This is a genomic window from Methylomagnum ishizawai (genome assembly GCF_900155475.1).
In the GTDB taxonomy this organism is placed as follows: Bacteria; Pseudomonadota; Gammaproteobacteria; order Methylococcales; family Methylococcaceae; genus Methylomagnum; species Methylomagnum ishizawai_A.
Window position 1 is genome coordinate 1222392 of sequence record NZ_FXAM01000001.1, and the last position, 23984, is coordinate 1246375.

The window sequence follows — 23984 nt, forward strand, 5'->3', positions numbered from 1 at the left end:
CTCAGTGCCCCTGTTGAACATCGAACCGACCCGCCAAATCCGCCGCCAGCATCGCCTGGGCGAACAATTCCACCATCGCCCGCTTGTCGAGCGCCGGGAATAGCGCCTCCAGTTTGGCTTTGAGCGCCGCCAAATCCTCCGCCTCATCGGCAGCTTGGCGGATCACGGCCACCCATTCCGCCAATGGCCCCGCCGCCCGTTCGGCCAGTTGCTCGGCCAGGAGGCCCGGCGTGTCGGTGGCCGCGCCCGCGCCCTTGAGCGCCGCGATCCGCGTCGCCGCCGGGAGGTTGATGCCCTTTTCGCTGGTGGCGTCGATCTTCGGGATTTCGACCGGCGCTCCCGGTGCCAGCCGGTCCTGGTCGTTTTCGGCCTTGGGGATCTTGGTCTTGTCGTTGAGCCATCGCTTGCTGAAATCGCCACCGACCGCCACCAGCGTGGGCAGCGCGTTGGCGAGCTTCTCGACATCCTCGGCGGCCGCCGTGTCGAACACATGCCGGGGACAGCGCCGCCGGTCGATGTTCGCGCCCTCGGGGTTCAAGGCCAGGATCAGCCAGCCGAACGCGGTGAGCGTGCGGTCGATCTGGCGGGCGTCCGTGGTGGTGAGGTCGGCCTTCACCTCGCGGCGCTCGTTGGATTCGGTGGCGGTTTTGCCGCCCAGGCGCTGCTGGCCGGTGACGATCTTGCTGGCGGTGTCCTCCGCCCAGTCGATCATCAGCTTGAACATATCCGCGGAACTCGACGCGGAGTTCTTCATCTCCTCGATGGCCATCGAATCCGGCACGATACCGCCCGCCCGCTTGCCGATCTGCGTGACGGCCTGGAGCAGCTTGCGCTTGTCGTCGGGGGTGGCGTTGGCGGGATGCTTGCCGACCAGGATCAGCAGGCCATAGGTGTTGAGCAGTTCGCCCAGGTCGCGGATGGCGTAGTTGGCGAACAGGTAGGGCCAGGCCAGCGAGCGGACCAGGCCGATGCGCGGGGCGTAGCCGGAGCGGGCCTGGTGCTTGTGCAGGATCCACCCGCCGGGCCGGAGCTTGGCCCCCTCGGCGCTGAGGTCGCGCAGGCGGATTTTGCTGTGGGTCCAGGGTTCGAGGCGGAACCAACCTTGGGGCCGATGCTCGATGGCGGCGGGGAGCCACAGGCTCCCTTCGCGCCGCCAGGTCAATTCCTGGGCGGAGAAACCGTGGCCCATGGCGTCGGCGCAGCCCAGGATGATGTTGTCGACGCAGGGCCAATCCTGCGCCTCCTCATCCAACGGGTCGCCGATCCCGAAGATGTTGTCGAACACATCGTTCAGGAACGCGGTGGCCTTCTTCTCGGCCCGGTTCGCGCCATCGGGTTCGACGAAGCGGCGTTCCAGTGTCAGGAGCGCCCGCTCGCGCTTGCCCATCTCGGCGTCGCAATGGCCCCACTTCTCGCGGATGTCCAGCCAGAGTTCGGACTGCTGTTGCAGGTTCCAGCGCTCGGCGTCCTCCAGGATTTCGGCCAGCTTCGGGGGCGTCAGGCCGCGCGAGGGGTGGGTCTGGTAGGTCCGCTGTATCCAGGAGATATTGGGGTCGCTGGTTTGCGGTTCGGCCAGTTCGGCGGATTGGATGAGGTTACCGTGGATGTCGACGATCATTGGAAGGGTCCGTAGGCGCGGCGTGTCTGGTCAGCCAGTTCTTGCAGCCAAGTGATGAAGCCGGTTTTGAGATAGCAGCGCTGTTTGCGCTGGTTGAAGTCGAGGAAAACCAATCCAGCCCCGGAGTTGTGGACGTCCGCGGCGATGGTATGGGCGAACGCGGTGAGGGTTTCGCCGTCGCCGTTCTTCCGCCCGGATCGTTCCCAGGCCAGGAGTCGGGCGCAGATCATGGAGCGATGCGGCTCCCAGGCTTTCACTTTCATCACCACGCGCCTTCCCCTTCGATTCTCGGCAGATCGTCGTCCTCCGGTGGCCGCATGAAGTTCGTCGGCGCTTGGGCCTTGCCCTCCCAGCTGGCAGGCTTGCCGGGGAGTGGGATGAAGTCGATCTCCCCCGCGTCGATCCCGCTGGCGTAGTTCGCCAGTAGCCCGGCGACGTAGGAGTCGCCATGGCGCTGGCCCTTGCTGTCGGTCTTGCCCTCGGGCACGCGGGGCACGCCCCGGACCAACCGTACCGCGCGGTGATCCTCCAGGATGTCGTCGTGTTTGATCAGGGCGATCTGCCGATCCTCGAACAACGCCTTGTAGCGCGGCCCCTGCTCCCGGTAGAACGCCTCCGAGAGTTGGATGCCCTCCACCCGCGAGCCGAATCCGTCCCGGGCGGCCTCGGCGATGTAGGAACCGTTGCCGCCCGCGTCGATGGCGACGCCGCCCAGACGAGGCAGCGCGTGCAGCACGGCGAACAGCGCCTGCTCCTGCTGGCGGTGCGGGACGTTGTGCATTTCCACGATGAAGGGCACGCGGCGGTCCAGGCGCTCGCCGATCTCCATCGGCACGATGTCGCTCATATCGCCCTTGCGGGCGAAGTCCATCCCGGCGCTATGCCGCCGCTTGGGGTCGAGCAGATTGAACGCGGGCCGCAGTTCGTCGCCGATCCAATCCTCCATGATGCGGCGGCGCTTGGGTTCCGGCGCTTCGTTGAAGGCGCGGTCGCCCTCGAATCGCAAGAGCGGCCCCGATTCCGACATGCACGCCTCGACGATGGCCCTGGGCAGATATGTCCCGCCCCCGAAGGCCGGGACGCAGAACAGTTCCTCGTCCTCGTTGGGGCGGTAGCGCTTGACCAGGGATTCCCGCCACGCGGTTTCCTTCCCGGCGCTCCACTCCTGCCCGGAAACCTGGCAGATACGCCGGTATAGGCCATCGGCGAGCGCGTCGTCCAGGGTGACACGGTGCAGGCTGTAGTCGTACCGGCCGGCCCGGACATCGTTGATGAGCGTGTTGAACGGGTTCTCGTCGCCGTTGTGGGTGCTGATGAGGTGGATTTCGCCGCCCCACATGGTCATGGCCATGGCGGCCTTGAGCAATTCGGCCAGGTCGTCCACGAACGCGGCCTCGTCGATCACCAGCCGGTCGCGGGGACGGCCCTTGGACCGCAGGTTGCGCGGATTGCTGGAAAAGGCGTGGATCACCTTGCCGCTGGCGAAGTCGAGGGTGTACTTGCAAATCGACTTGTCGGGATTCTTGGGGTCGGGGAAGAATTCCTCCCGTATTTCCGATGATGCCGCCGCCCCGAAGGTCTTGGCCCAATCGGCGCAATCCGAGATGAAGCCCTGCGTCATCTCCTTGTCGAAGGAGATGTAATAGACGTTCCCGCCTCCCGCGTCCGCCGCATGGAGTACGGAATCCGCCGCCTCGCCATAGCTGAGGCCGACACGGCGCGATTTTTCGATGATCTTGACCGGGCTATGGTCGTCCATCCACCGCCATTGATAGGCCAGGAAGATGTCCTGATCGATCATTGCATCATCCTCGACGCGATGGCGGCGCGGATCGCCGCGATGCCCTCGGGGGAGACACCCGACTTGCGCCCGGCATCGGTGGCGGCCTCCGCTGCGGCGGCGCGTTCCTCGGCGCGGATTTCCTTCTCGCGCTCGGCGTTGAATTTGCGGCTGGCGATGTCCGCCCGCCCCAGGTCGGCCACCGCCTTGGCGATCTTCGCCGTGGTCTCGGCCAGGAGGTGCGGATCGTCGCCCGCCTCCTCGGCCTCGCGCAGGGCCACGGCGAGTTTGAGCAGCCGGGTTTGCAGGGCGCGGATGGTGGCCTCGCGGACGACGCCTTCGGGATCGTCGTTGGATTCCAGGCTTGCCTTGGCGACGTGGTACAGCTGGCGGCTCTCGGCCATGTCGGCCTCGAACTCTTCCTGGAACGCCCGGCCATGCCGATAGACCGCGCTGCGCCCGATCTTGAGTTCCAGGCCGGTCTCGGACAACCGGCTGTTCAGCCAGTCCGTCATCCCGGTGTAATCGCTGAACCCGTCGTCGATCAACCGCGCGTTGAATTCCGCGAGGATAGCCTTGGGCACCTCGGTTTTCAGGGTCGAGCGGCGGGCCATCAGGCCAGTTCCCCGGGGCCGGGCTTGCGGATGCCGGGGATGTCCCGCGCCCCCTGGATGTGTTCCAGCCCTTCCTCGCCCAGCATCCCGATGAACACGCCGCCGGATTCCCGCAGCGCGATGGCCCCCACGTTGTCGAGCCAGGCCAGTTCGGTGCGCACCTGGTCGCGGGTGGCGACGGTGCCGGACTGCCCGAGCCTACGCCGGAGGGCTTCCTGGTCCGCCGTGTAGGCCGGGGATTGGTTGAGTTGCAGCAGCAGCAGGAGCCGCAGGTTGTCGCGGTCGGTCATTTCGGTTTCCCCATCGCTTCCAGGTAGCCCTCGATCCGGCCCATGGATTGGTTGGTTTTCCTGATTTCCTCCAGCACGGTGTCCACGCGGCGGTGGACGGCGGAAAGGTCGTCGTGGGTGATCGAGTTCTTGACCTCGGTTTCCAGCGCCTGGACGCGCTCGCCCAGGCGCTGGAACGTCATGCCGGTTTTCTCCTTGTGGGTGTCCAGCGCGTTGGCGGTGGCCCGGCCCCGCGCCGAACTGATGCCGTAGATCGCCAGCCCGAAATTCAGGACCAGCGCTATGGCGGACCAGACGTTGAAATCGAACGACACATTCATGGCCACAGCCCGATGTGGATCCATCCGCCCTCGTCCACGATCTCCGGGCGGCGGTGGGCGGCTTTGATGCGGTCCTTGCATTCGGCCAGGAGGTTGTCGAGCAGCGTCTTGTGCCGCTTCTTCATCAAGGGGATATCGACCAGCGAAGGGGTCTGGTTCTTGTTGCTGGTCTGGACGATGCCCTTGAAATCCATCGCCACGCCGTGGGCATGGTTGCTCCAGCGCGGGGGGCGGATCAGGGCACCGTTCGCCCGGCGGGCCTGCCGGGGGTTGTAGACGCCGACATGGGCGATATTCCAACCGGCGGATTCCAGCACGTCGTGCATCGCGGCCAGCACGGTGTCGGCGAACGCCCGCCCGCAGAAGATTGGGCTGGAACTCAGGGTGGGGCCGCGCTCGGTCACGTAATAGACCGGCTTGTCCATGGTCGCCAGGCAGGGTTCCAGGACCAGGGGCGCATCGGCGGGGCGCGATGAATGTTGGCGGGACGGGACGACGATCATGGTTTCGCGCCCTCTTTGATGAGGACCGCGCCCAGGCCGCCCATGATTTCGGCGGTGCCCTGCACGGGGTTCCCGGCGGCGACCGTGGCGATGCCGACGACGATGGCGGTCAGGCCAGCCCAGGTGGAGGGTTCGCGCAAACGCGCCCAGAGGTAGGAGAGGATTTTTCGCATGGTGTTGCTCCGGTTGGACGGGACACCACGATACGCGAATATGGAAAAGCCGAGCCGCTGAAGCGTTTCAGCGTCCCGGCTCCGGGGGGGATTAGAACAGTTCGGTCTGCCTGTTCTTGGCGGGAGATTGGGTGCCGCCAATGATGTTGTGAATTTGCCGTTCCGTCAAATGGTGGAGCGCCGCGAGGTCGGCGGTGGAGAATCCGGCCCGGCGCTGGGCCAGGATGCCTTCGTTGCGGACGCGCAGCCAGGCTTTATAACAGCGCGGGATATGGAGCCACTGGCCCGGATAGGCGTCGGCCAGCTTGGTGGCGGTGTCCAGGCCGAGTTTACAAGCGAGGGGTGTGGACTCCTTCACCGGCGGCACGGGCACCCAGATGCGCCGCCCGTCGAAGAGGCGGAGGACATCGACGGCGACCTGCCGACCGCAGCGCCGGGCGATGTCCTGCACCAGGGTGGGCAGGCTGTACCAGTTGAGGCTATCCAGCCCGTCGAGTTCCACGGCGGGATTCCCTGTGGGCCGGCGTCCAGGTCATCGGCTTCCCGCATTCCGCGCAAACCACCGGCCTTTCCCAGATCAAGGCCGTCGCGGCCTCGCGGGGGACGATGCCGGTATGCTCGCCGCAGGAGAGCCGTCCTTGCTGGATTTCGCGGTACAGCCACTTTTTCAACCGCTCGATGGCGGCGTCCCAATCGTCGGGACCGAACGCCTCCAGGAGCGCCGTGACATTGGCCGACCGGCTATTGCTGGCCCAGCTGCACAGCGCGGATTCCTCCGGGGATTGGATGATGCCCAGGGCATGGCCGCGCAGCCAGAGCTTGCGTAATTTCCGGGCCGGGTCGGTGCGGTCGATGGGGCGGCTTTTCTTGCCGTCCTGCTGCTTATGCTGGACCTTGAACCCGCACGCCTTGGCGTGGGCGAGGAGGCGTTCGCAGCCCGCGATGTCCGCGTCGCGGAGGCTATCGACCCCGGCGCAGCGGCGCTTGATCGCGGCCCATTCGTCGTCGTTCCATTTGAGGTTGGAGCGGGCCACGTTGCAGAGCTTGACGAGGCGTTTGAGTTCCGCCTCCTGGTTGGCGGCGAACTGCGACTGGGCGGCTGGGTGTTGTTGGTGGGTTGGCATCTTATCTCCCGAGCGGGTCGTGGTGGTGGGGATAGGTGTGGGCGGACGGCCCGGCCTCGGCCAGGTCGGTGAACGCATCGACGCCGGACATATGGATCACGGCACCGTGGTATATCTTGCCGTCGAGCAACGGCCCTTTCGGCTCGTCGGATTGGATGCGCTCCCAGAGCCAATGCAGATCGCCGGTGGACGCGGCCAGGACGATGAACTCCCGGCCTTCGATGATGAGGCCGGTGCAAAGGCCGGGATGACCGACATGGCCCTTACGGCTGAGTTGCTGGCCGACCAGGACTTTGGGAGGGGTGTGTGTGGGTTCGGACATGAAGGGTTCCTCAAGTTGCGCCGCCCCGGCCTCCAGGGCGTCGGCGGCTTGGTGTTCCTCGCGGATGCGCCGGGGCGAATCCTCGTACAGGGCGGCGAGGCGATGGTTCGCCGCCGCCCGCCGCAAGGCGGCGATCCGCGCTTGTGTTGCCGCGTCCATCAGGTGGCGTCCGGGATGCGGGCGCGGTCGATCTCGTAGCCGAAGATGTTCTCGGACTTGATGGCCGCGCCGACCGTGACGAGGGTTTCGGTGTCGAGGTTCTTGAGCGCTTCCTTGTCGATTTCCTCCTTGGTCCTGATGCAGCCATCGAGCTTGAGGTCTTTCAGCGCTTGCAGGGTGTCAGCGACGCGCTTGACCAGCACCTTGGTCGAGAGCCGGTAGCCGACCGAGCCGAAGACCATCTGCTTGGTCTTGGCCTTGGCGAACTCGTGGCGATGGGCCTCGCAGAACTCCTTGATCGCCAGTTCCAGCCCCGCCTTGCGTTCTTGCAGGGGGAGGGAACCGGCCTTGGCTTCCGCCTTGGCGCGGTCGATGGTTTCGTTCGCGCCCGCCTCGATCAAGCCGAGATCGCGGTCGATCTCGCCGATCTGGCGGAGGGTGGCGTCCACATCGTCCCAGCTGTTGAGTTGGGTGCCTTCGATTCGTTTTCTTGCCATGGGTTTATCCCTTCTGTTCGAGCATCTTGCGGATTGCGGCGAGGGCCGCGCGGCCCTCGTCGGTGAGGGTGGGGGCCGGGGCGGCGTACCGCTCGGCCAGTTCGCGGCCTTCGTGCCAGCCGCGTATCCAGTAGTTGCGGAGGTCGGCGCGGCGGTAGGGGCAGCTATCGAGCGGCCCGCCCGCGAGGCCCGCCGCCGATCCCTGCCCATGGGCCACATCCTGGTTAATCGCCTGTTGGTTCAGGCGGTTCGCCCGCCGCCGCGTCTCCCGGCTCATCGGTCGGCGACCCGTCCGGCGGCGGGCTGTCCGAGGATGCGGATGGCGGCGAGGGCGAGGCGGAGTACGAAACCCCGCGCAACCGGGCCTGGGTCGCCGCGAGATACGCCCCGATCTGGACCGGCCCGCCGGTGTCCGGGTCCAACATCATCCCCGGCGGCAACGGCGCGGAGGTAGGCGATGGCGCGGGCGCGGCTGGTGGGGCCGGTTGCGTTTCCCGCAGCCGTTGGTGGTGTTCCAGCACCGAGACCACTTGGCCCCGGTCGTCCACCATCATGCCCAGCGGCAACGCCGGGGCCGGGGCGGATTGCGCCCGGTCCCTGGGCAGGGCTTGCCGCCGCTGTTCCTCCTGCGCTTCCGCCTGGGCTTCCGCCTTGAGGTTGGCTTGCCGGATGCGGCGCACGATGATCGACCGCAGCAGGTTGTGGTTGTCCAATGGCAGGTCCAGCTTGCCTTCCGCCCGCATCTGCACCAGGGTGTCGATGCCCCCGGCCCAGGCTTCCCGTGGCGCGGCGTACACCTGCCCCTCCCACTTGATCTCCGCCGCTTCGATCATCGGCAGCAAATCCTCCAGGAGCTTCGCCACCCGCTCCAGGGTGAGCGAGCGCTTGGCGGGCCGGAACAGGCCCAGGTACATCAAGATGGGTTTTCCAATCGGGGCGAGCCGCAGCGCCCTTTCCACGGCGTCGCGGGCGGCGTCCAGCGCCATCAGCGTGTCGAGGCTCATTTCCGCCCCACAGCAGGGGCATCGCAGTCGCATCCGGGGTCTCCTTGTGCTTGGTGTAGCGGATCAGCATCCCGTGGAGCGGGATGAGGTAGTCGTCGTGGAACAGCCCGCCGCCGATGCGTTGGGCGTTGTCGAGCCGGTCCATCGCCGCCTGGTGGCGCACGATGAGCGTGGGCCGGGGCCAGGTCATCAGCACCGTCTCGATGTGCGGGACGATCCCGCGCTTCTTGAAGAACGACCGGGCATGGCGCAACACCTCGATGGTGCGGGCGGTGCTGTCGCACGCGCCCCGGTGGTGGGCCGGCACGTTGTGGGCCCGCCGGATGGGGGCGAGGTTGGCGTTGGTGTGCATGGGCATGGGCGGTCTCCTAGCTGTTGAGGTGCTGGATCGGCGCGGCGAGGTCGCGCAGGTGTTGCGGCATGGAGGCCAGGGACAGCAGCGCCCGGCCCAGGCCGATGGCCTCGGCGTTGGTCAGGTCGAGTCCGACATGGATGTGGCCATCGACGAGGATCACCACGGCGGGGGCTCCGGTCTCGCAGTTCATGGACGCGCGGACCTCGACTTGGACGGATCGGCCTTTGTGGCGGTAGTGGGCCATTAGGATGCCCCCCTCAACTGGCCGCGCACGTCGATGATGACCGTGCCGTCGTCGTCGATTTGCAGGTGGTTGATGGTGCAATCGATTTCCATCACCTTGATCTGGCCGCTGCCGCCTTGCAGCCTCAGGCGCAATGGGTGATCGTCTTCCAAGGCCAGGGCGTATACCCGTTTCCGTAGCATGTCGAGCGTGATGATTTGGCCCATGGCTACGCCTCCCGGACCACGTCGGCGGAAACCTGCGGCACGCCCAGTTCGGCGGCGAGGTTCATACTGGCCGTCACCAGGTTGTTCACGGCCAGGGGATAGGTCAGGTCGACCGCCACTTGCCTACGCCCACCCGCGCTTTGGGTGGTGGTGAGCCGGGCGCGTAGGGCATCCACGGCATCCGGCGCGAATACGCCGGCCAGGGTCAATCCAGCGGCGGTGAACCGCGCCTCCAGGTAGCCCCGCAAGTCGTCGCCCAGTGGCGAGAGCGTGAGAAGCTCGCAGCGCTGGGTAATCTGGACCACGTCCGGGTTCAGCGGGTCGAGCCGGTTGGCCAGGGCGGGCTGGCCCATCAGGATGATGGAGAGCAGCCGCGCCCGGCCCGACTTGATTTCGTAGAAATCCTTGAGATGGTTCATCGTGAACTTGTGCAGCCGATGCGCGTCGTCGATCACCAGGGCGAACCGCTGGCCTTGGGCGTGCCGTTCGGCCAAGGCCCGCTGGACGCCCCAGGCGAAGCCGGTCAGGTTGGCCTGCCGCTTGGCCGATGGGTCGATGACATCCATGATGAAGTTCAGGATGTTGCGGGCTTTCAGCGGGGCACCCTTGTCGGAGTCGATGTCCATGCCGATGATGGGCGGGCGGATGATGGTGACGGGTAGCGCGTTGCGGCGGATTTGCTCCTCGCATTCGACGATCAAGGTGGTCTTGCCCGCGCCGGATTCGCCGACCATGGCCAGGAATCCGCCATTCCGCATCGCGCCCATCAGGGCTTCGCGGGCATAGCGGATATTGGGCGAGAGGAACATGTCCTCGTCGCGCTCGACATCCCCGAGCGGGGGGTTCATCAGCTTGAAGTGCTTGCGGGCCTGTGGCGACAGGCCGGATTTTCTCGGTAACATAGCGGTGTCCTCCGCGGACGTTGTGCTTGCTTCGGCTTGGGCGGCGGTTGCAGCCGCCGCCCAAAGCCCCTCGATCTCGGCCAGGGGAATCCCCCGGCCTTCCAAATAACCCTCGATCTGCTGCTTGATTGCCTCCTCCGGCGTCGCCGCCGGGAATTTGCCGTGGTTGATAAGCAGGCTCATGGCCGAAATGCCGAACGGTCGTCCGGCGTTGCGCCCGCCTTGCTGGGTCAGGGCGCGGCCCAATTCGGCGGGGCCGATGTTGTGCCGGCTAAGGGTCTCGCGCAGGTTCATAGTCCCGCCAGGTTTTCCAGTTCGTCGATCATCTGGTCGGCGACATCCTCGGACACGCCGCGTGCGGCCAGGAAACCCGCCCATTTTTCGTAATGCTCCTTCAGGAAATCGGCTATCAACAGGTATTCGGTTTCTTCCATAACTCCCTCTTACTTCACTACTTTCAAAACCGGCTTCTGTGCCGGGGCTTTTCCGCCCTGGAACTCTTCCAGGAGCGATTCGATGTCCGCCTCCGGCACGCCCTTGGGGTAGCGGCGTTGGAGGTCGGCGAAATGTTCGGCGGTCCAGGCATCGCCCATGCGGCCCTTGAGCAGCTTCGCGGCCTGGATGTGATTCAGGGGGATGAGTTCCAACCCAGGCGCGGTCAGCATTAAATCGACGGCGTGCTTCTTAATCCGGATGGGCGGTTCGGCCTCCTTCGCGGCCTTGCAGGGGTCGATCCTGCCATCGAAAGGGACGAAATCCTTGCGCCTACGCTTCTTCTCGTCTTCTTCCTGGGTGGCCGAGTTGCTGGCGAGCAGGGTGATTTCCTTGCGCAGCGTGTCCACCTCGGTGTCGGGGCGGCTCTTGTATTCCTGGCCGTAGCGGGCGGTGTCGGTATGGAATCCCCATTGCTCGTTGGCGGGATCGACCGTGCCGGTCACATCCTCCAGTTCGATCAGGGTCTCGCGGCCCTCGGCGTCCTCGACCAAGGCCATGGCGCATTCCAGGAAGGGATGCCAATGCACAGTCACCTTGCCGCGCGGGTAGGCACCGGGCACGCCGACCACGCTATAGGTACGGCCCTGGAACTCGATCCGCATCGCGTCGGAAATCTTGGGGGTCTTGGGGTCTTTGGTCGCCAATGAGAGCAGCACATCCATGGGCTGGGTGCGGACGAGGTGTTCCTCGCGGATGTGCATCCAGGCGTCCATCCGGGTCATGCCGTGGCGTCCCACCGTTTTGGTGGGGTCGCTGTTGTAGCGCAACTGGTAGGTCTGGGCCAGGGCGTTCAGGTCGTCGAACGACTTGATCGTGTGGCGCTGGAATTTCAGTCCCGACTCGAACCGCAATTCCACCCGCAATTGGCCGTTCTCCACCGAGCCGGTGGCGCGGGCGCGGCGCGGCTTGTGCGACCTCAATTCGATTCCCAGGCGGCGGCAGAATGTCTGTACCAGCCGGTTGTTGCCGATGCCGGGGTCCACATAGAGATGCTCGGGGCGTCCCTCGAACGGGTCGATGCCGGGGTCGGGCTTCGGGGCCATCGCCCAGCAGAGGAACTCGACGACATGCTCGCCGGATTCGCTGTGGCGGTAATAGCGCCAACGGGTCAGGTTGGTGGTGTGGTCGGTGAGGACGTAGCGGATCACGCGCCAACTGGCGATGGCCTCCAGATTGTGGGGCTTGTTCTTGTAGTGGACGGCCTCGTCGATCTCCTCGACCACCGCGCCGCCGTCATTGAGGTAGTAGAGGACACAGACCGAGGCGTCGATCTGCCACATATGGTTGGGATGCGGGGTGTTGAGCCCGTTGGCCGGCGCGGGGTTGCGCATCTGGTCCGGGTGCAGGTGATAGGCCCGCATGGCCTTGCGGATTTGTGAGATGGACAGCCGGAAAATCTCGCCGGTCTCGGGGTCGACCCGGCCCGCGATGATCTCGCCGTTGTCCCGCAGGACGGACACGGCCTCGTCCAGGGGCACGGCGCGGCGTTTGCCGTTCTTACGGTAGGTTTCCATGATGTAGGTCATGATGAGTTTGGCTTCTTCCAGGGTCAGGGCGCTCACGCCCGCCGCCGTCGCGCTGGCCTTGCCCTCCGGGGGCGTGCGCTTCTTGTTCTTGCGGCCCCGGATTTTCCGGGCCAGGGTGTTGAATGTGCCGCGAGAGACCCCGAGTTCCGCGCACGCCGCGTCGATGACGGCCTGCTTTTCGCCATGCGGGGTGGCGTCGAGCTTGTCGAGATAGCGGGTGACGATGACGGCGCGGCGCGGGTCCATCCTTATTCCCCTTGCTCGGCGGCTTTCTGCGCGTCGAAGTCGCGCAGGGTGGCTTCCCAGAGGGCTTTTTCGTCGTCGCCGGCGGCGGTGGCGAATATGCTGGGGGCGTCCTCGTCGGGGAGGATGTCGAGGTCGGTGGCGATGGCGCGGGTGATGGACATGATCCGCCCGAGCGCCTGGGCGATCACGGCGCGGCCATGCTCGGCCATGTGGTCGGTGTGGGTCGATTGGACGGCGAGGCAGTCGCGGAGGGCCAGCGTGCCGATATCGGTGTAGATCGCGAGGACGGTCGCGTCGAGTGCCTCCACGGCGGCGCGGGCCTCGGCCAGGGGGTCGGGCGGGTTGTTCTTCTTTTCTTCCAGTTGGTCTTGCAGGCCCATGATCGTCTCGGCCTGTTTGGCGATGAAGCCGTCCTTGGCGGCGAGGTCGGCCCGTGCGCCCGCCGCCCGCGCTTCCTCCTGGGCGAGGCGGGCTTCGAGCGTGGCTTTTTCCTTGGCAGCGGCTTTCCTCTCTTTGGCCCGCTCCTCCGCCTGCATGTCGATGATTCGCAGCAAGGCGGATTTATCGCCACTTTCGGCGGCTTCCTGGGCTTGCGCCTTGATTTCGTCGGGCAACTTCCGAAGGAGGCGCTTGTCATCTCGAAGCACGCCGAGGCGGTTCAATGCGTCGTGCGCCTTGTCACCGAATTCTTCAAAGGTCTTGATTTCCTCGTAAACGACGCTCGGGCTGGTATCGAGGGCGTTCTCCAGGTACTCAGAAAAATTTTTCGCGCCGCGAAAGATTCCAGGTTCGATCTCAATAGGTATGTGCTTGAAAAGCTTACGATCTTGTATTTCCTTGAGGATTTTTATTTCCGCGACCGCGAAAAATTTCCTAGCCCCCCCGGCCAGCATCGCCTGTCCATGAAGCTGGTTGGCTATGGCGCTTAGCTGGCTGGTGGCGGGGGTTTCTGGTTCGATGACTTGGGGCGTCACGTCGATGATCTGGTTCATTCGGGCTTCTCCTGGGTTTGTTTCCGGGGTTCTCCGAACGGGGTATCGCCGAAGATGTCGTTCCAAAACTGGGTGGCTCGTTTATTCCGCTCCTTGGCGGTAAAAACGGTGATATCCCATTCCTCTCCATGCCAACCCTCGTCGCCCATCTTTCTCGCGGTGACATCGACCGCCATTTTGAAAAAGTGACTGAGGTACACCCGCCCGTCCGGCGTCAGGTTCAAAAACCCGGTGGCCACCATGCGGCCCACATCGCCAGTGGCCTGTCGGTGGCTGATGCGTAGGGCTTTCGCTATCTCTTCGGTGCCGACGCGGGCGTGGTCGCTGGTGACGGCGACATATCGCAGGATTTCAAAAATCCGCTTGGTTTCGGTGAGTTGCATCGCTATTCCTCGGATTCATTGGTGGTCATGGGTTTCTAACGTTCTGGGCTGTTTCTGAATTAGGCATTGTTCGGCTGTTCGATAGGGGTTCCGGGTTTTTCCGGTGTGGTAGAGTTACCCCTACGTCCACCAACTTCCTTCCGCCCGCTAATGGGTTGGCCGTTCCCGTCGTAGCGGGAGGGCCAGATTTCCCAGGGCTTCACGCCGATAGCTTCCGCGATCAGGCGTTGCCCATGGGGCCAAGGGCCGCGCAGGCAGTTGCCCAGCGCCGTCCTTATATAGCCGTGGTGGATCGATAACCGGCTCAAGCTCCACTTCTCCGGGGTCTTGCGGAGCGCGGCCACGATGTCGGCCCGGTGCCAATCCGTCACAATTTTTTTGTGACTTATTTCCCTATCGCGTAGGGTTTTTTTCGTATTTACTGGTGTCTTCATGGCGATAAAGCTTAGTCATATGTGGATGTCGAGTCAAGCACATATGGATGTTATGGCTCGCATATCTGAATGGAGATTGTGGGGATGACAGCTACAGCAAGAAAATCAATGCCTTACATGGGCGATGAGCAACCAAAAACGAAGGTCGGACAGGGGTCTCCGTTCCTTTCTGATCTTGGTTCGCGCATAAATGAAGTGGCCGCAAAGGTAGGTGGCGCGAAAGTTCTTGCAGATATGGCTGGAATATCCGAGTCACAAATGCACCGCTACATCGCTGGAACCAGCGAGGCCACGGTGAGCAAATTGGTCGCTATTGCCAAATATGGTGGCGTCTCGGTTGCATGGTTGACCGGGGAAAGGCCAGTGAAAGAGCAGATTGCCACTGACCGTTTGGAGATAGCCTTGGATTTGCCGCGCTTGATGGATGCGGTGGAAACGGTGGAGGCGGGGTTACAAGCCGCGCACCGGAATATGAAGCCCCGGCCCAAGGCCGAACTGGTGGCGCTGGTTTATCAAGCCCTGGAAGAAGAGGACACGCCGACCAAACTGCTGCGCTTGGTCAAGGACGTGATCGCCCGGACACAACAACAATCCGAGAATGCCCTATGAAGGAAGAAGATAAGGAAGCAATTGCCAGGCTGATTCAGGAGACATCCGAATCCGCCCTGCCTGCGAACGAACCCAGCGCCAAGCCCAAAGCGCCACGAAGCCGGAAGAAAAAGGAGCCCGTGATTGCCGTGAACGGGAACGGCAATCAAGTCGCGGGGGGCGATATCAACAACACCACTCATATCCGTGTGGCGGGCAGCAGCCGCCCCAAGATCGAAGTGCTACCGCCGCCCGGTAGTATCGGTGCCAACCCGTTACTACGTGTGCGAATCGACGACCTTTTCAAACAGATCAACGATTTCCGTCATAAGCGGTTGGGGAAAAGCTTTAGGTTCAGTGGGATTCATGGCGATCTTGCCAAAGCTTTTGGTTTGAAAAGCAAGGAGTGGAGGCAAATATGGCTATGGCAGGAATCCCGAGCCGACGAGGTGATCGCGTGGCTCGAAGCCAAGCGGGACAACACCCAGCAAGGGCGGATCGAAAAGGCGGCGCGAGGTGAAGGCTATCGCCATACGCGCCCGCATTTATTCCGCATCGAAAAGGAATGCCTGGAAAAGCTGGGGTGGGATGGTTCGTCGCCGGAGGTGCGGGCGATGCGCTACCGGATGATCGGCAAGGAGTCCAGGGCGGATATGAGCTACAACGAATTAGCCCGCTGGGTTGCTTACGTGCAGGAAGAAGTGAAGCGGTTTCATGGGGAATGATCGGCGCTGATGTTTGTTGCAATAATCGAGGGGGGAAATATGGCGAACAAAGCTTTTTGTGGCTTGCTGGTTTGGGGATTGTTGGTTGGGGTGGCCCATGCCGAGTACGAGCATACGATTGTCTCCGGGAATTGGATCGGCTGTGTGAGTAAGGATGCCTATGAAAAACTGGTTGGATTCGCGGTTGCCAAGGATATGGAAGCCGGAGCGCGGATGATGATGTCGGGCCAATGCACGATGTTGCAGGCGGGTACCACGGTTTATTTGGCGGATGTGGAAATATTCAGCGGGTCGATAGGCATCCGGGTACGGGGCCAGACGCAAACAATCTGGACGGCCCGCGAAGCGGTAAGCCGATAGTCTCGATCCGGCCCGGCCTTGAAATAGAAAGGGGCACATCATGGCGGTAGATAGCAATGATCCACTAGCAATGCGGAAGCGGAAGCTAAAAGACATGATCGACCAAGCCGACAATCCGAAGACGTTGGATGCCGTCCAAAACGATCTTGAAAGGGATGAACAGTACAGGGAGCTAAAGCGGGAGATGGCGGACTTGCGCCGCCAGGTGCAGGGGCAGCAGACCCAGCGGGTCCGCCATGCCGCATGATGGCAATCAGGCCACGTCCGGCGCAACGTAAATAGTTACATTGCGGCGCGGGGAGGAATATGCATGGGCGAAGAATTCAAGGCGGCGCTCGACGTGCTGGTCGACCACCTGGGGACGGGCCTCGCGCCCGAGCGCCTCGCGGCGATGCTATTGGAGGCCTACCCGCCCCAGGAAGGCGAAGGCCCGGAGGATGCGCTGGGCAGGCTCCAGGCCGAGTTCGACGAACTGTGCGAGGGGCTGATCGGCTCCGTGATGGGGCCGGAAGAGGGTTTTGGTGTGGATGGCCGCACCGGCTAATTCATCTGGGAGATTCAATGCAAAGCGATCACGAAGTTATCGAAAGGGCAATGGACATCCTTACGTCGGTGGTCAATGTTTCCACCGGCCTGAGCCATCCGCTGGACGAGGCCAGGGCCAAGGAATTATTCAGGGCGCTCCATCGGCGCTCCGTCGATCTCGGGTATCAAGAAATCCACGACCAAGCCATCAAGCGTTCGTGGCCGGAAAGGCACGCGGCGGCGCTTGCGAAACTCGCGGAAAAAATCGGCAATGGAGGCGCGGTGCGAATCAGGCACCCGAGGGATTGGGGTGAGCCGACCGTCGACAGGATATTTTCCGAGTTGGGCAGGGCTTAATCGGCCTGCAAATCCGTCTCCCATTGCCCAACAAAGAAAAAGAGATCGTCGCGGAGCGCGTCGGTGCCGCCATGTGCGGCCGCGAACCCGGCGTCCCCGACTGCCCTTTTATAATCGGCGGCGGCAAGACAAACCTTTTCGCCGACGCCCAGGTCCGCATCCTGTAGCGCGAGCGCCCTTTCGGTCCTCCGGGGTTGGGATTGGCCCGATTGCGGGAATTCGGGGGCGGTATCGGTGCGGTTCGGATTGGCCATGGGGGGACTCCAAAAGGCTGGGATGTGCCGCCCAAATCATACCCCGTCCGCCGCCGATGTCATCCTTCCGCGAAACCGCCCCGTAGCGCCGGAATCCCCGTCCCCGCACCCGTCGCCCCACTCGACCGCCCACCCGGCTTTATAAAGCCTCCCTGACGCATTCCCGGCTATCCCATCCCCGTCTCGGGATGCTAGCATTCCCCCTCCCATCCCCCCGTTCCCCCATGCGCTGAAACGGTTCAGCGCCTCAACCGTTGCCATGCCGCCTATGATGCGGTCCATGGCAACCCAATCCAGAAAGACACTCATCGCGGCGCTCACGGTGGCCGTCCCGGCCCCGGATGGCTCCATGCAGATTTTCCCCGCCGGGCAATTCGACGCCCCGCGCGGATCGCTGCTCGGTGCCGGTCCCTGGCGGCTGGACGCCGCCGCCGCCACCGCGCTCATCGCCCGAATCGGGGCGCTCAGCAACGATATCCTGATCGACTACGACCACGAATCGATCCAGGAGGACGCCAAGCCGCCTATCCTCGCGGCGGGTTGGCTCGCCCGCGACGGCTTCGAGTGGCGCGAGGGCGAGGGGCTGTTCCACCGCTCGCCGACCTGGACGCCCGTCGCCGCCCAGCGCATCGCGGACGGCGAACTCCGCTACGTCTCCGCCGTTTTCCCCTACGACCGCGCGACCGGCCATCCGCTGGACATCATCAGCGTGGCCGTGACCAATTCCCCCGGCCTCGACGGGATGCAGCCCCTGGTGGCGGCATTGTCGGCGCGGCTGGCCGAAACCCCCGCTCTAAACCCGAACCCGGACACATCTATGGATGAACTCCTCGAACAGTTGCGTTGGATGCTGAGCCTGCCGCTCTCGTCCGGCGCGACGGAAATCCTCGCCGAACTCCAAAAGCTGATCGACAAGATCAAGGGGGACGGCGAGGTCGCGGCCACGGGCCGCGCCAACCTCCTGGTCTATATCGCCGCCTTGAAAGCCTTGGTGGGCGAGCAAACCGCCGCCCTGGCCGCGCTCAAGACCGGCCAGCCCGACCCGACCCGGTACGCCCCCGTCGCCCTGGTGCAGGAGCTACAGGCCGAGGTGCGGGCGCTCCGCCAGGAAGGCACCGCCGCCGAGGCCGGGCGCGTCCTGGAGGCCGCGTTGTCCGTCGGCAAATGCGCCACCCCGGCCAAGCGGACCTACGCCAATTCGCTGGCGGGGCTGGACACCGAGGGCAAGGCCATCCCCGGCGCGGTCCCGAACGTGGCCGCGCTCCGCGCCTACCTGGATTCGGAGGAACCGCTCGCCGCCCTGGGCGGTAGCCAGACCGGCGGCAAACAACCGGAAGGCGACGGCCAGCCCGGCCAACCCAACGCCACCGAATTGGCGGCATGCCGGATGATGGGGCTGAGCCCCGAACAATATAAGGTCGGAAAAGCCGACCTGGCCAAACGGTTCGGAGGTGTGAAATGACGGCGCTGGCGGCAGAACGCAATACCCCGCAGTTGGACGAAGGCATCTACGGCCAGCCGGTCAAGGCATCCGTAAAAATCTACAAGGGTGGCTTGGTGGTGGCCAGCGCGGGCTATGCCGCGCCGGGCACGGCCGCCACCGGCCTGATCGCCCTGGGCCGGGCCGAGGAAACGGTCGACAACTCCTCCGGAGGCAATGGCGACAAGAACATCCGCATCCGCCCCGGAGTCTTCCGGTTCGGGAATTCGGCGTCCGCGGACGCCATCGCCCAGGCCGATGCCGGGGCCGATTGCTATATCGTCGACGATCAAACGGTCGCCAAAACCAACGGCTCGGGCACCCGGAGTCGCGCCGGGAAAATCCACAGTGTGGATTCCCTGGGCGTGTGGGTGTTGATCGGCCTCGGCAACTAAAGGAGCACCCTCAATGCAAATCACGCCCGATACCCTTGCCACCCTCAACAACGGGTTCAACGCCGCCTTCTTGCAGGGCTTCAACGCCATCGGCTCGCAAGGCAACCAATACCAGCAGGTTTGTATGGAGGTGTCATCCTCCCATCGCCTGGAGAACTATGGCTGGATGAAGGATTTGCCCGGTGTCCGCGAGTGGATCGGCCCGCGCTTGATCAACAACCTGGAAGCCACCGGCTACCAGATCGTCAACAAGGACTGGGAGCATACGTTGGGCATCAAGCGCCCAGACATCGAGGACGACATCCTCGGCGTGTTCACGCTGGCGGTTCAACAGCAGGGCGATATCGTCGGCCGCCACCCGAACGAACTGGTGTTTGCGCAGACCTTGCTCAAGGGATTCACGACCACAGGATTCGACGGCCAGTATTTCTTCGATACCGACCATATCGGCTATGACGTCAATGGCGCGGAAACCTCCTGGAGCAACGCCGGTGGCGGTTCGGGCAGTCCATGGTTCCTGTTGGACTTGTCGCGCACCTTCATGCGCCCCCTGGTGTTCCAGATGCGCCGCGCACCCGAGTTCACCCCGCTGGTCAGCCCCTCCGACCCGAACGTGTTCCACATGAACGAGTTCCTGTACGGGGTCTATGCCCGGTACGCCGCCGGGTTCGGGTTCCACCAGTTGGCCTATGGTTCCAAACAAACCCTCGACGCCGCCGCTTATGCCGCCGCCCGCACCGCCCTGGGTACCCAATATCGCCCGGACGGCTCGGCCTTGGCGGTGCGGGGCACCCACCTCGTGGTGGGGCCGGGCAACGAAGCGGCGGCCAGGCGCATCCTGCTCGCAGAGCGGGATGCCGCTGGCGCGACCAACATCTGGCAAGGTACCGCCGAGCCGTTGATCGTTCCGCAACTCGGATAAGGAGACGCCATCATGCCGATCAGAATCACCAGCAAGCGCGATGGGTTCCGCCGGTGCGGCGTGGCCCATCCGGCCACCCCGACCGAGTATCCCGCCGACCGGTTCACCAACGAGCAGATCGCGAGGCTGCGGGCCGAGCCGATGTTGTTTGTCGAGATCATTCCCGACGAGGCTGGCACCCCGGCCAAACACAAGGAAGTCACGAAATGACCATGGAGGCGCAGCGCCCCGACCGGGCATTCTCCTTCGTCCAGGTCGACGGGCTGGGGCGGTTGATGGTCGTCGCCGCGACCGCCCATCCCGTGGACGCGAGCGGCACGATAGCGGTGGGCGGGACGCCCCAGGCGCTGCTACCGGCGAATCCCGCCCGGCGCGGGGCCTGGGTGCAGAACCTATCGGCGGGCGACCTGTGGCTCAGCGATGTCGGGGCCGCCGCCGCCGCGCCGCCGGCGCTCAAGCTCGTGCCCGGAGCCTATTACGAGTGGCCCTATCCCACGGATGGCGCGGTATCGGTTTTCGGGGCCACCACCGGACAGGCGTATTCGGCGAGGGAATGGTGATGCTGTACGCGACCCCGGCCGACCTGGACAACAAATTCGGCGCGAAGCAGATATTGCTGCTCGCCGACCGCAACCGCGACGGCGTCATCGACGTGGACGCCGAGGGCAAGACGCCGGTCGACCTGGCGCTCGAAACCGCCGCCCGGCAGATCAACAGCCGGATCGGCCAGCGCCTGCCCAACCCGCTCACGCCCGAGCAAGCGGAATCGCTCCGCGACTATGCCTGCCACCTGGCCCGCTACGAACTCTATTGCGACGTGACGCCGGACCACGTCATCAAACGCCGGGACGACGCCATCAAGGAACTGGACATGATCGCGCGGGGCACGCTCCAATTCGGCCTGGCCGGTGGCGACCAACCCGCGACCGTCCCCGCCGAATCCGGTATCGAAATGACCGCGCGGAGCGGCAACGGCCAATGGGACCGGGGGGGATTTTGACGGCCCCGATCATTTCGCAAGTCGAGGACGCCATCCAGGAGGCCATCCGGCGGGCGCTGCCCGGCGTGTTGCGCACCACGGGCACGATCCCGGGCGCGTGGGATGTGGAGGTCGCCCAGCGCGTCCTCCAGATGGCCCCGAGCGTCTGGGTTTCCCAGGAGGGTTTCACGGGGACCGGGCAGCCGCGGGTTTTGGATTGGCGGTTCGGGGTCTACGCGGTGGCGTCGATGGGCTATGAGGAGGACCGCCGCCGGGGGACGCCGGTCGAGATCGGCACCTATGCCATGACCGAACGCATCATCAGCTTCCTCGACAGCCTGATCGTCCCCGGCGTCGGCACCTTGCAGCTGCAAACCGGCCGGCCCCAGTTCATCGAGCCCATGATCGAACTGGGCGGCACGGTCGAGGGGTTGTTGTTCGGGATCCGGCTGCAATTCCCCCGGCCCGATACCGCCGCCCAGGGCGTGGAGCTATCGGATTTCCGCCAGTTCCATGGCGATTGGGACTTCGCGCCCATGACGTCCGGGCGCTGGGACGAATGGCTGGCCCAGGACCATTCCGGCCTGGAACCGGACGCACAGGACGATGTGGCCGGACCTTGAGCTTGGCGGGGAGGACGATCCCCGCTATATTCCCCCCGCCCACGCCCCGCCCCATGCGCTGAAACGGTTCAGCGCCGCGCCGCCCCTCCCGGACCCTACACTAGCTCATCCCTACCAGGAGATGCGCTATGCCCCGATATGTCCCCGCTCCCGGCCTCAAGGTCCGGGCCAAGAACGGACCCGTGATCCCGCCCGCCGGGATCGAGGTCAACCCCAACGATTCCTACTACTACCGCCACATCCAGGAGGGGGCGTTGGTCGCGGCGCCCACCGACCCGCCCACCGACCCGCCCGCCGACCCGCCCGCCCCCGCCAGGGCATCCGGCAAGAAGGCCCCGGAGCCGGAGGCGTCGAATGGATAACATCATCATCGCCGATGTGCCGACCAACCTACGCCTGCCCGGCGCGTACATCGGTGTCGATCCCTCCCAGGCCACCGGCAACCTGGTCCCGGCCATCCCGCGCAAGACCCTGATTTGGGGCCAGCGGCTCAGCACCGGCAGGGTCGCCGCCAACGTGCCCTACCGCATCAACGGCGCGGACGACGCGGCGCAGGGGTCCGGCTACGGATCAATGATCCACCGCATGGCGATCCGCGCCCGCGCCGCCGCGCCCTATGCCGACATCTGGTGTATCGGGTTGGCCAGCGATCCGGCCGGTGTCGCCGCGACCGGGCAGATCGAGGTCACGGGACCGGCCACGTCGGCGGGCGTCGTCTACCTCTACATCGCCGGCCAACGGCTTACGGTGGGCGTGTCGTCCGGCGACAGCGCCACGACGATAGCGACCAATATCGCCATCGCGGTCCAAGCCTCGGCCAGCCTGCCGGTCATCGCCACCCGCGCCGACGCGACCATCACCCTGACCTGCCGTTGGAAGGGCAGCACCGGCAACGATATCGATATCCGGTTCAACTATTACACGGGCGAGCAACTGCCCGCCGGGGTGCATGTGTCGATCACCGCCATGGCCGATGGCGAGGTCGACCCCGACCCGACCGCCGCGCTCGCGGCCATCGCGGGCGAGTGGTTCTACACCTGGATTTTCCCCTACACCGACCCGGCCCTCGCCGCCATCGTCGATCCCGACCTGGCCGACCGTTGGGGACCCATCGACCCGCGCCCGGCCCAGGCGTTCCGCCATATGAACGGCTCCCACGCCGACCTGACCACGTTCGGCGAGTCGCGCAACTCCATCCACTTCTGCACCCTGGGCCGGCGCGGCGTGCCCACCCCGCCCTGGGAGGACGCCGCCGCCTGGGGCTGTGCGGTCGACGCCCACGCGGCCAACACCGACCCGCTCTATCCGTTCGTGGGGCTGGCCATCCCCGGCATGATGGCCCCGGCGGTGTCCGACCGTTGGAGCGGGGTCGAGAGCAACAACCTCTGCTATTCCGGCATCTCGACGTTCACGGTCGACCGTGACGGCACCTGCCGGGTGGGCCTGGTCATCACCGAATACCAGACCAACAGCCTCGGGGTCGAGGATATCTCCCTGCTGTACCTCAACCACAAATGGGGCGCGGACCTGTGCCGCTACGAGGTGCGGGTGTGGGCGACCGCCTTGATCGCCCAAGGCTTCAAGCTCAGCCAATCCCCGAACGTGCAGAAGGTGGCGGGCGTGCTGGACATGGACCAAATGAAGGCGCTCAGCTTCCCGCTGTTCCGGTCCTGGGAGTCCAGGGGCATCGCCCAGAACTTCGACCAATTCAAGGCGGACGTGCGGTTCGCGGTCTCGCAGACCGACCCCACCCGCGTCAACGCGATCATCCCGCCGCAGCTGCTTAGCCCGCTGCATATCATCGCGGCGGCGGTCCAATTCAGGCTCTAAGGAGATATCGATATGGCACAGGTAGCAGGCCGCAGCCTGATCTTCCTCAACGGCACCCTTTGGGAATCCAAGAACGGCTCGACCCTCACGTTCGGCGGCATCAACCGCGAGCCGGTGGTCTCGGATAACAAGGTGGTCGGCCCCCGCGAAACCATCGCCGCCCCTTCGGTGGAGGCCACGTTCATACAGACCGCCGATCTCGACCTGGTCGCGCTCAACAGCTTCCAGGGATCCATCACGTTCCAGCAGGACATCGGATCCACCTGGATCATGTCGGACGGGTTCTGCGATGGGCAATGCAAGGTCAGCAATGGCGAGGTCACCGCCAAGTTCTATGGCAGCCGGGTGGAGCAATCGGCATGAAAACAGTCACCCTGAAAACCGGCTTCAAGATCGGCGATACCCACTATCCCGTAGTCACGATGCGGGAAGCAACCACCGCCGACCTGTTCGACGCCGAGGATATCGCCCCTTCGGACAAACCCCTGCAATATTCCGGGGCGCTATTGACCCGACAAATAACCACCGTCGCCACCATCGAAGGCCGTTCGCTCCAAACGCCGATCTCCTTGCAAATGATCCGCAACCTGTCGCCCGCCGATTATTTGGCCCTCCGTCTCGCCCTACAGGAGATGAGCGCCATGGGGGAGCCGCAATCCGCGAGCGGCGCGGAACCTACGAAGCCGTCCTCCTGATCGCCTTGAAAACCGGGTGGAGCGAGTCCGATATCCTGGCTTTACCCCGGTCCCGGTTTAACTT

General features: G+C 64.6%; 40 protein-coding genes. 17 read left to right on the forward strand and 23 right to left on the reverse strand.

The window, feature by feature from the left end; all coding sequences use genetic code 11:
- Position 1 precedes the first annotated feature (1 nt).
- The 22 genes from B9N93_RS05410 to B9N93_RS05505 all read right to left on the reverse strand — a co-directional run bounded on the left by B9N93_RS05410 (position 2) and on the right by B9N93_RS05505 (position 14124).
- Positions 2 to 1618 (reverse strand): DUF935 domain-containing protein, encoded by a 1617-nt coding sequence (locus B9N93_RS05410; protein ID WP_085211580.1) that lies wholly within the window; start codon positions 1616 to 1618, stop codon positions 2 to 4.
- Positions 1615 to 1881 (reverse strand): hypothetical protein, encoded by a 267-nt coding sequence (locus B9N93_RS05415; RefSeq protein ID WP_085211582.1) that lies wholly within the window; start codon positions 1879 to 1881, stop codon positions 1615 to 1617. The genes B9N93_RS05410 and B9N93_RS05415 overlap by 4 nt, the downstream gene beginning before the upstream one ends.
- Positions 1881 to 3419 carry a terminase large subunit domain-containing protein gene (locus B9N93_RS05420; RefSeq protein ID WP_085211584.1) on the reverse strand — a complete coding sequence of 513 codons (1539 nt, stop codon included), beginning with the start codon at positions 3417 to 3419 and terminating at the stop codon, positions 1881 to 1883. Before B9N93_RS05420 ends, B9N93_RS05415 begins: the two co-directional genes overlap by 1 nt.
- Positions 3416 to 4012: a phage protein Gp27 family protein gene (locus B9N93_RS05425; protein WP_085211586.1), complete on the reverse strand. Its 597-nt coding sequence runs from the start codon at positions 4010 to 4012 to the stop codon at positions 3416 to 3418. The genes B9N93_RS05420 and B9N93_RS05425 overlap by 4 nt, the downstream gene beginning before the upstream one ends.
- Positions 4012 to 4302 carry a VpaChn25_0724 family phage protein gene (locus B9N93_RS05430; protein ID WP_085211587.1) on the reverse strand — a complete coding sequence of 97 codons (291 nt, stop codon included), beginning with the start codon at positions 4300 to 4302 and terminating at the stop codon, positions 4012 to 4014. The genes B9N93_RS05425 and B9N93_RS05430 overlap by 1 nt, the downstream gene beginning before the upstream one ends.
- Positions 4299 to 4622, reverse strand: coding sequence for a hypothetical protein (locus B9N93_RS05435; RefSeq protein WP_085211589.1), 324 nt, complete (start codon positions 4620 to 4622; stop codon positions 4299 to 4301). Before B9N93_RS05435 ends, B9N93_RS05430 begins: the two co-directional genes overlap by 4 nt.
- Complete coding sequence (locus tag B9N93_RS05440; protein WP_085211591.1) at positions 4619 to 5125, reverse strand: hypothetical protein; 507 nt, start codon at positions 5123 to 5125, stop codon at positions 4619 to 4621. Before B9N93_RS05440 ends, B9N93_RS05435 begins: the two co-directional genes overlap by 4 nt.
- Positions 5122 to 5298 (reverse strand): hypothetical protein, encoded by a 177-nt coding sequence (locus B9N93_RS25315; RefSeq protein ID WP_176225131.1) that lies wholly within the window; start codon positions 5296 to 5298, stop codon positions 5122 to 5124. Before B9N93_RS25315 ends, B9N93_RS05440 begins: the two co-directional genes overlap by 4 nt.
- A gap of 91 nt (positions 5299 to 5389) precedes the next feature.
- Positions 5390 to 5800: a Mor transcription activator family protein gene (locus B9N93_RS05445; protein WP_085211593.1), complete on the reverse strand. Its 411-nt coding sequence runs from the start codon at positions 5798 to 5800 to the stop codon at positions 5390 to 5392.
- The gene (locus tag B9N93_RS05450) at positions 5778 to 6422 is read right to left on the reverse strand and encodes a regulatory protein GemA (protein ID WP_176225132.1); all 645 of its coding nucleotides are present in this window, start codon (positions 6420 to 6422) and stop codon (positions 5778 to 5780) included. Before B9N93_RS05450 ends, B9N93_RS05445 begins: the two co-directional genes overlap by 23 nt.
- 1 nt (position 6423) lies before the next feature.
- A complete protein-coding gene (locus tag B9N93_RS05455) occupies positions 6424 to 6903 on the reverse strand; it encodes a hypothetical protein (protein ID WP_085211597.1) in 480 nt (159 codons plus the stop codon).
- Positions 6903 to 7400, reverse strand: coding sequence for a host-nuclease inhibitor Gam family protein (locus tag B9N93_RS25320; RefSeq protein ID WP_176225133.1), 498 nt, complete (start codon positions 7398 to 7400; stop codon positions 6903 to 6905). Before B9N93_RS25320 ends, B9N93_RS05455 begins: the two co-directional genes overlap by 1 nt.
- Positions 7401 to 7404: 4 nt before the next feature.
- Positions 7405 to 7677 (reverse strand): ribosome modulation factor, encoded by a 273-nt coding sequence (gene rmf, locus B9N93_RS24480; protein ID WP_125468849.1) that lies wholly within the window; start codon positions 7675 to 7677, stop codon positions 7405 to 7407.
- Positions 7625 to 8437 carry a hypothetical protein gene (locus B9N93_RS26690; RefSeq protein WP_125468850.1) on the reverse strand — a complete coding sequence of 271 codons (813 nt, stop codon included), beginning with the start codon at positions 8435 to 8437 and terminating at the stop codon, positions 7625 to 7627. The genes rmf and B9N93_RS26690 overlap by 53 nt, the downstream gene beginning before the upstream one ends.
- Positions 8438 to 8772: 335 nt before the next feature.
- Entirely contained in the window at positions 8773 to 8949 is a 177-nt protein-coding gene (locus tag B9N93_RS25325; protein WP_176225134.1) for a hypothetical protein, read from the reverse strand.
- 53 nt (positions 8950 to 9002) lie between these two features.
- Positions 9003 to 9209 carry a hypothetical protein gene (locus B9N93_RS05475; RefSeq protein WP_085211605.1) on the reverse strand — a complete coding sequence of 69 codons (207 nt, stop codon included), beginning with the start codon at positions 9207 to 9209 and terminating at the stop codon, positions 9003 to 9005.
- Positions 9210 to 9211: 2 nt separating this feature from the next.
- A complete protein-coding gene (locus tag B9N93_RS05480) occupies positions 9212 to 10405 on the reverse strand; it encodes an ExeA family protein (RefSeq protein WP_176225135.1) in 1194 nt (397 codons plus the stop codon).
- Positions 10402 to 10545, reverse strand: coding sequence for a hypothetical protein (locus tag B9N93_RS25330; RefSeq protein ID WP_176225136.1), 144 nt, complete (start codon positions 10543 to 10545; stop codon positions 10402 to 10404). Before B9N93_RS25330 ends, B9N93_RS05480 begins: the two co-directional genes overlap by 4 nt.
- 9 nt (positions 10546 to 10554) lie before the next feature.
- Positions 10555 to 12378: a hypothetical protein gene (locus B9N93_RS05485; RefSeq protein WP_085211607.1), complete on the reverse strand. Its 1824-nt coding sequence runs from the start codon at positions 12376 to 12378 to the stop codon at positions 10555 to 10557.
- Between the two features lie 2 nt (positions 12379 to 12380).
- On the reverse strand, positions 12381 to 13370 hold the full coding sequence (locus B9N93_RS24485) for a hypothetical protein (RefSeq protein ID WP_125468851.1): 990 nt from the start codon (positions 13368 to 13370) through the stop codon (positions 12381 to 12383).
- A complete protein-coding gene (locus B9N93_RS05500; RefSeq protein ID WP_085211612.1) occupies positions 13367 to 13753 on the reverse strand; it encodes a helix-turn-helix domain-containing protein in 387 nt (128 codons plus the stop codon). Before B9N93_RS05500 ends, B9N93_RS24485 begins: the two co-directional genes overlap by 4 nt.
- A 59-nt stretch (positions 13754 to 13812) precedes the next feature.
- Positions 13813 to 14124: a helix-turn-helix domain-containing protein gene (locus B9N93_RS05505; RefSeq protein ID WP_254899341.1), complete on the reverse strand. Its 312-nt coding sequence runs from the start codon at positions 14122 to 14124 to the stop codon at positions 13813 to 13815.
- 147 nt (positions 14125 to 14271) lie between these two features.
- Here B9N93_RS05505 and B9N93_RS05510 point away from each other — a divergent pair, with 147 nt between their 5' ends.
- The 6 genes from B9N93_RS05510 to B9N93_RS05530 all read left to right on the forward strand — a co-directional run bounded on the left by B9N93_RS05510 (position 14272) and on the right by B9N93_RS05530 (position 16742).
- On the forward strand, positions 14272 to 14796 hold the full coding sequence (locus tag B9N93_RS05510; RefSeq protein ID WP_176225137.1) for a helix-turn-helix domain-containing protein: 525 nt from the start codon (positions 14272 to 14274) through the stop codon (positions 14794 to 14796).
- Positions 14793 to 15500 carry a hypothetical protein gene (locus B9N93_RS05515; RefSeq protein ID WP_085211618.1) on the forward strand — a complete coding sequence of 236 codons (708 nt, stop codon included), beginning with the start codon at positions 14793 to 14795 and terminating at the stop codon, positions 15498 to 15500. Before B9N93_RS05510 ends, B9N93_RS05515 begins: the two co-directional genes overlap by 4 nt.
- A 39-nt stretch (positions 15501 to 15539) precedes the next feature.
- Complete coding sequence (locus tag B9N93_RS05520; protein ID WP_125468853.1) at positions 15540 to 15860, forward strand: hypothetical protein; 321 nt, start codon at positions 15540 to 15542, stop codon at positions 15858 to 15860.
- A 94-nt stretch (positions 15861 to 15954) separates the two neighbouring features.
- Positions 15955 to 16107, forward strand: coding sequence for a hypothetical protein (locus tag B9N93_RS25335; RefSeq protein ID WP_176225138.1), 153 nt, complete (start codon positions 15955 to 15957; stop codon positions 16105 to 16107).
- 63 nt (positions 16108 to 16170) lie between these two features.
- On the forward strand, positions 16171 to 16404 hold the full coding sequence (locus tag B9N93_RS05525) for a hypothetical protein (protein WP_085211622.1): 234 nt from the start codon (positions 16171 to 16173) through the stop codon (positions 16402 to 16404).
- Between the two features lie 17 nt (positions 16405 to 16421).
- A complete protein-coding gene (locus tag B9N93_RS05530) occupies positions 16422 to 16742 on the forward strand; it encodes a DUF1889 family protein (protein ID WP_085211624.1) in 321 nt (106 codons plus the stop codon).
- Here B9N93_RS05530 and B9N93_RS05535 read toward each other — a convergent pair.
- The gene (locus B9N93_RS05535; protein ID WP_085211626.1) at positions 16739 to 16996 is read right to left on the reverse strand and encodes a hypothetical protein; all 258 of its coding nucleotides are present in this window, start codon (positions 16994 to 16996) and stop codon (positions 16739 to 16741) included. The genes B9N93_RS05530 and B9N93_RS05535 overlap by 4 nt on opposite strands.
- Positions 16997 to 17276: 280 nt before the next feature.
- On the opposite strand from B9N93_RS05535, the gene B9N93_RS05545 reads away from it, so the two are divergent.
- The 11 genes from B9N93_RS05545 (at position 17277) to B9N93_RS05595 (ending at position 23920) form a co-directional block, all read left to right on the forward strand.
- The gene (locus tag B9N93_RS05545) at positions 17277 to 18458 is read left to right on the forward strand and encodes a phage protease (RefSeq protein ID WP_176225139.1); all 1182 of its coding nucleotides are present in this window, start codon (positions 17277 to 17279) and stop codon (positions 18456 to 18458) included.
- Entirely contained in the window at positions 18455 to 18871 is a 417-nt protein-coding gene (locus tag B9N93_RS05550) for a hypothetical protein (protein ID WP_085211632.1), read from the forward strand. Before B9N93_RS05545 ends, B9N93_RS05550 begins: the two co-directional genes overlap by 4 nt.
- 13 nt (positions 18872 to 18884) lie before the next feature.
- Complete coding sequence (locus B9N93_RS05555) at positions 18885 to 19793, forward strand: Mu-like prophage major head subunit gpT family protein (protein WP_085211633.1); 909 nt, start codon at positions 18885 to 18887, stop codon at positions 19791 to 19793.
- 12 nt (positions 19794 to 19805) lie between these two features.
- Positions 19806 to 20003 carry an HI1506-related protein gene (locus B9N93_RS05560; RefSeq protein ID WP_085211635.1) on the forward strand — a complete coding sequence of 66 codons (198 nt, stop codon included), beginning with the start codon at positions 19806 to 19808 and terminating at the stop codon, positions 20001 to 20003.
- Between the two features lie 2 nt (positions 20004 to 20005).
- Positions 20006 to 20353, forward strand: a complete 348-nt coding sequence (locus tag B9N93_RS05565) for a hypothetical protein (protein WP_125468854.1) — start codon at positions 20006 to 20008, stop codon at positions 20351 to 20353.
- Positions 20353 to 20793 carry a DUF1320 domain-containing protein gene (locus tag B9N93_RS05570; protein WP_176225140.1) on the forward strand — a complete coding sequence of 147 codons (441 nt, stop codon included), beginning with the start codon at positions 20353 to 20355 and terminating at the stop codon, positions 20791 to 20793. The genes B9N93_RS05565 and B9N93_RS05570 overlap by 1 nt, the downstream gene beginning before the upstream one ends.
- Positions 20790 to 21395, forward strand: coding sequence for a phage protein Gp37 (locus tag B9N93_RS05575; protein ID WP_176225141.1), 606 nt, complete (start codon positions 20790 to 20792; stop codon positions 21393 to 21395). Before B9N93_RS05570 ends, B9N93_RS05575 begins: the two co-directional genes overlap by 4 nt.
- A 128-nt stretch (positions 21396 to 21523) precedes the next feature.
- Positions 21524 to 21757, forward strand: coding sequence for a DUF2635 domain-containing protein (locus B9N93_RS05580; RefSeq protein ID WP_085211642.1), 234 nt, complete (start codon positions 21524 to 21526; stop codon positions 21755 to 21757).
- The gene (locus B9N93_RS05585) at positions 21750 to 23225 is read left to right on the forward strand and encodes a phage tail sheath subtilisin-like domain-containing protein (RefSeq protein ID WP_085211644.1); all 1476 of its coding nucleotides are present in this window, start codon (positions 21750 to 21752) and stop codon (positions 23223 to 23225) included. The genes B9N93_RS05580 and B9N93_RS05585 overlap by 8 nt, the downstream gene beginning before the upstream one ends.
- Positions 23226 to 23237: 12 nt before the next feature.
- The gene (locus B9N93_RS05590) at positions 23238 to 23588 is read left to right on the forward strand and encodes a phage tail tube protein (RefSeq protein ID WP_085211646.1); all 351 of its coding nucleotides are present in this window, start codon (positions 23238 to 23240) and stop codon (positions 23586 to 23588) included.
- Positions 23585 to 23920: a phage tail assembly protein gene (locus B9N93_RS05595; RefSeq protein ID WP_176225142.1), complete on the forward strand. Its 336-nt coding sequence runs from the start codon at positions 23585 to 23587 to the stop codon at positions 23918 to 23920. The genes B9N93_RS05590 and B9N93_RS05595 overlap by 4 nt, the downstream gene beginning before the upstream one ends.
- Positions 23921 to 23984: the final 64 nt, after the last annotated feature.

Coding starts and splice junctions, on each gene's coding strand:
- B9N93_RS05410 (WP_085211580.1), bottom strand. CDS start 1,618: ATGATCGTCGACATCCACGGTAACCTCATCCAATCCGCCGAACTGGCC.
- B9N93_RS05415 (WP_085211582.1), bottom strand. CDS start 1,881: ATGAAAGTGAAAGCCTGGGAGCCGCATCGCTCCATGATCTGCGCCCGA.
- B9N93_RS05420 (WP_085211584.1), bottom strand. CDS start 3,419: ATGATCGATCAGGACATCTTCCTGGCCTATCAATGGCGGTGGATGGAC.
- B9N93_RS05425 (WP_085211586.1), bottom strand. CDS start 4,012: ATGGCCCGCCGCTCGACCCTGAAAACCGAGGTGCCCAAGGCTATCCTC.
- B9N93_RS05430 (WP_085211587.1), bottom strand. CDS start 4,302: ATGACCGACCGCGACAACCTGCGGCTCCTGCTGCTGCTGCAACTCAAC.
- B9N93_RS05435 (WP_085211589.1), bottom strand. CDS start 4,622: ATGAATGTGTCGTTCGATTTCAACGTCTGGTCCGCCATAGCGCTGGTC.
- B9N93_RS05440 (WP_085211591.1), bottom strand. CDS start 5,125: ATGATCGTCGTCCCGTCCCGCCAACATTCATCGCGCCCCGCCGATGCG.
- B9N93_RS25315 (WP_176225131.1), bottom strand. CDS start 5,298: ATGCGAAAAATCCTCTCCTACCTCTGGGCGCGTTTGCGCGAACCCTCC.
- B9N93_RS05450 (WP_176225132.1), bottom strand. CDS start 6,422: ATGCCAACCCACCAACAACACCCAGCCGCCCAGTCGCAGTTCGCCGCC.
- B9N93_RS05455 (WP_085211597.1), bottom strand. CDS start 6,903: ATGGACGCGGCAACACAAGCGCGGATCGCCGCCTTGCGGCGGGCGGCG.
- B9N93_RS25320 (WP_176225133.1), bottom strand. CDS start 7,400: ATGGCAAGAAAACGAATCGAAGGCACCCAACTCAACAGCTGGGACGAT.
- rmf (WP_125468849.1), bottom strand. CDS start 7,677: ATGAGCCGGGAGACGCGGCGGCGGGCGAACCGCCTGAACCAACAGGCG.
- B9N93_RS26690 (WP_125468850.1), bottom strand. CDS start 8,437: ATGCGACTGCGATGCCCCTGCTGTGGGGCGGAAATGAGCCTCGACACG.
- B9N93_RS25325 (WP_176225134.1), bottom strand. CDS start 8,949: ATGAACTGCGAGACCGGAGCCCCCGCCGTGGTGATCCTCGTCGATGGC.
- B9N93_RS05475 (WP_085211605.1), bottom strand. CDS start 9,209: ATGGGCCAAATCATCACGCTCGACATGCTACGGAAACGGGTATACGCC.
- B9N93_RS05480 (WP_176225135.1), bottom strand. CDS start 10,405: ATGAACCTGCGCGAGACCCTTAGCCGGCACAACATCGGCCCCGCCGAA.
- B9N93_RS25330 (WP_176225136.1), bottom strand. CDS start 10,545: ATGGAAGAAACCGAATACCTGTTGATAGCCGATTTCCTGAAGGAGCAT.
- B9N93_RS05485 (WP_085211607.1), bottom strand. CDS start 12,378: ATGGACCCGCGCCGCGCCGTCATCGTCACCCGCTATCTCGACAAGCTC.
- B9N93_RS24485 (WP_125468851.1), bottom strand. CDS start 13,370: ATGAACCAGATCATCGACGTGACGCCCCAAGTCATCGAACCAGAAACC.
- B9N93_RS05500 (WP_085211612.1), bottom strand. CDS start 13,753: ATGCAACTCACCGAAACCAAGCGGATTTTTGAAATCCTGCGATATGTC.
- B9N93_RS05510 (WP_176225137.1), top strand. CDS start 14,272: ATGACAGCTACAGCAAGAAAATCAATGCCTTACATGGGCGATGAGCAA.
- B9N93_RS05515 (WP_085211618.1), top strand. CDS start 14,793: ATGAAGGAAGAAGATAAGGAAGCAATTGCCAGGCTGATTCAGGAGACA.
- B9N93_RS05520 (WP_125468853.1), top strand. CDS start 15,540: ATGGCGAACAAAGCTTTTTGTGGCTTGCTGGTTTGGGGATTGTTGGTT.
- B9N93_RS25335 (WP_176225138.1), top strand. CDS start 15,955: ATGATCGACCAAGCCGACAATCCGAAGACGTTGGATGCCGTCCAAAAC.
- B9N93_RS05525 (WP_085211622.1), top strand. CDS start 16,171: ATGGGCGAAGAATTCAAGGCGGCGCTCGACGTGCTGGTCGACCACCTG.
- B9N93_RS05530 (WP_085211624.1), top strand. CDS start 16,422: ATGCAAAGCGATCACGAAGTTATCGAAAGGGCAATGGACATCCTTACG.
- B9N93_RS05535 (WP_085211626.1), bottom strand. CDS start 16,996: ATGGCCAATCCGAACCGCACCGATACCGCCCCCGAATTCCCGCAATCG.
- B9N93_RS05545 (WP_176225139.1), top strand. CDS start 17,277: ATGGCAACCCAATCCAGAAAGACACTCATCGCGGCGCTCACGGTGGCC.
- B9N93_RS05550 (WP_085211632.1), top strand. CDS start 18,455: ATGACGGCGCTGGCGGCAGAACGCAATACCCCGCAGTTGGACGAAGGC.
- B9N93_RS05555 (WP_085211633.1), top strand. CDS start 18,885: ATGCAAATCACGCCCGATACCCTTGCCACCCTCAACAACGGGTTCAAC.
- B9N93_RS05560 (WP_085211635.1), top strand. CDS start 19,806: ATGCCGATCAGAATCACCAGCAAGCGCGATGGGTTCCGCCGGTGCGGC.
- B9N93_RS05565 (WP_125468854.1), top strand. CDS start 20,006: ATGGAGGCGCAGCGCCCCGACCGGGCATTCTCCTTCGTCCAGGTCGAC.
- B9N93_RS05570 (WP_176225140.1), top strand. CDS start 20,353: ATGCTGTACGCGACCCCGGCCGACCTGGACAACAAATTCGGCGCGAAG.
- B9N93_RS05580 (WP_085211642.1), top strand. CDS start 21,524: ATGCCCCGATATGTCCCCGCTCCCGGCCTCAAGGTCCGGGCCAAGAAC.
- B9N93_RS05585 (WP_085211644.1), top strand. CDS start 21,750: ATGGATAACATCATCATCGCCGATGTGCCGACCAACCTACGCCTGCCC.
- B9N93_RS05590 (WP_085211646.1), top strand. CDS start 23,238: ATGGCACAGGTAGCAGGCCGCAGCCTGATCTTCCTCAACGGCACCCTT.
- B9N93_RS05595 (WP_176225142.1), top strand. CDS start 23,585: ATGAAAACAGTCACCCTGAAAACCGGCTTCAAGATCGGCGATACCCAC.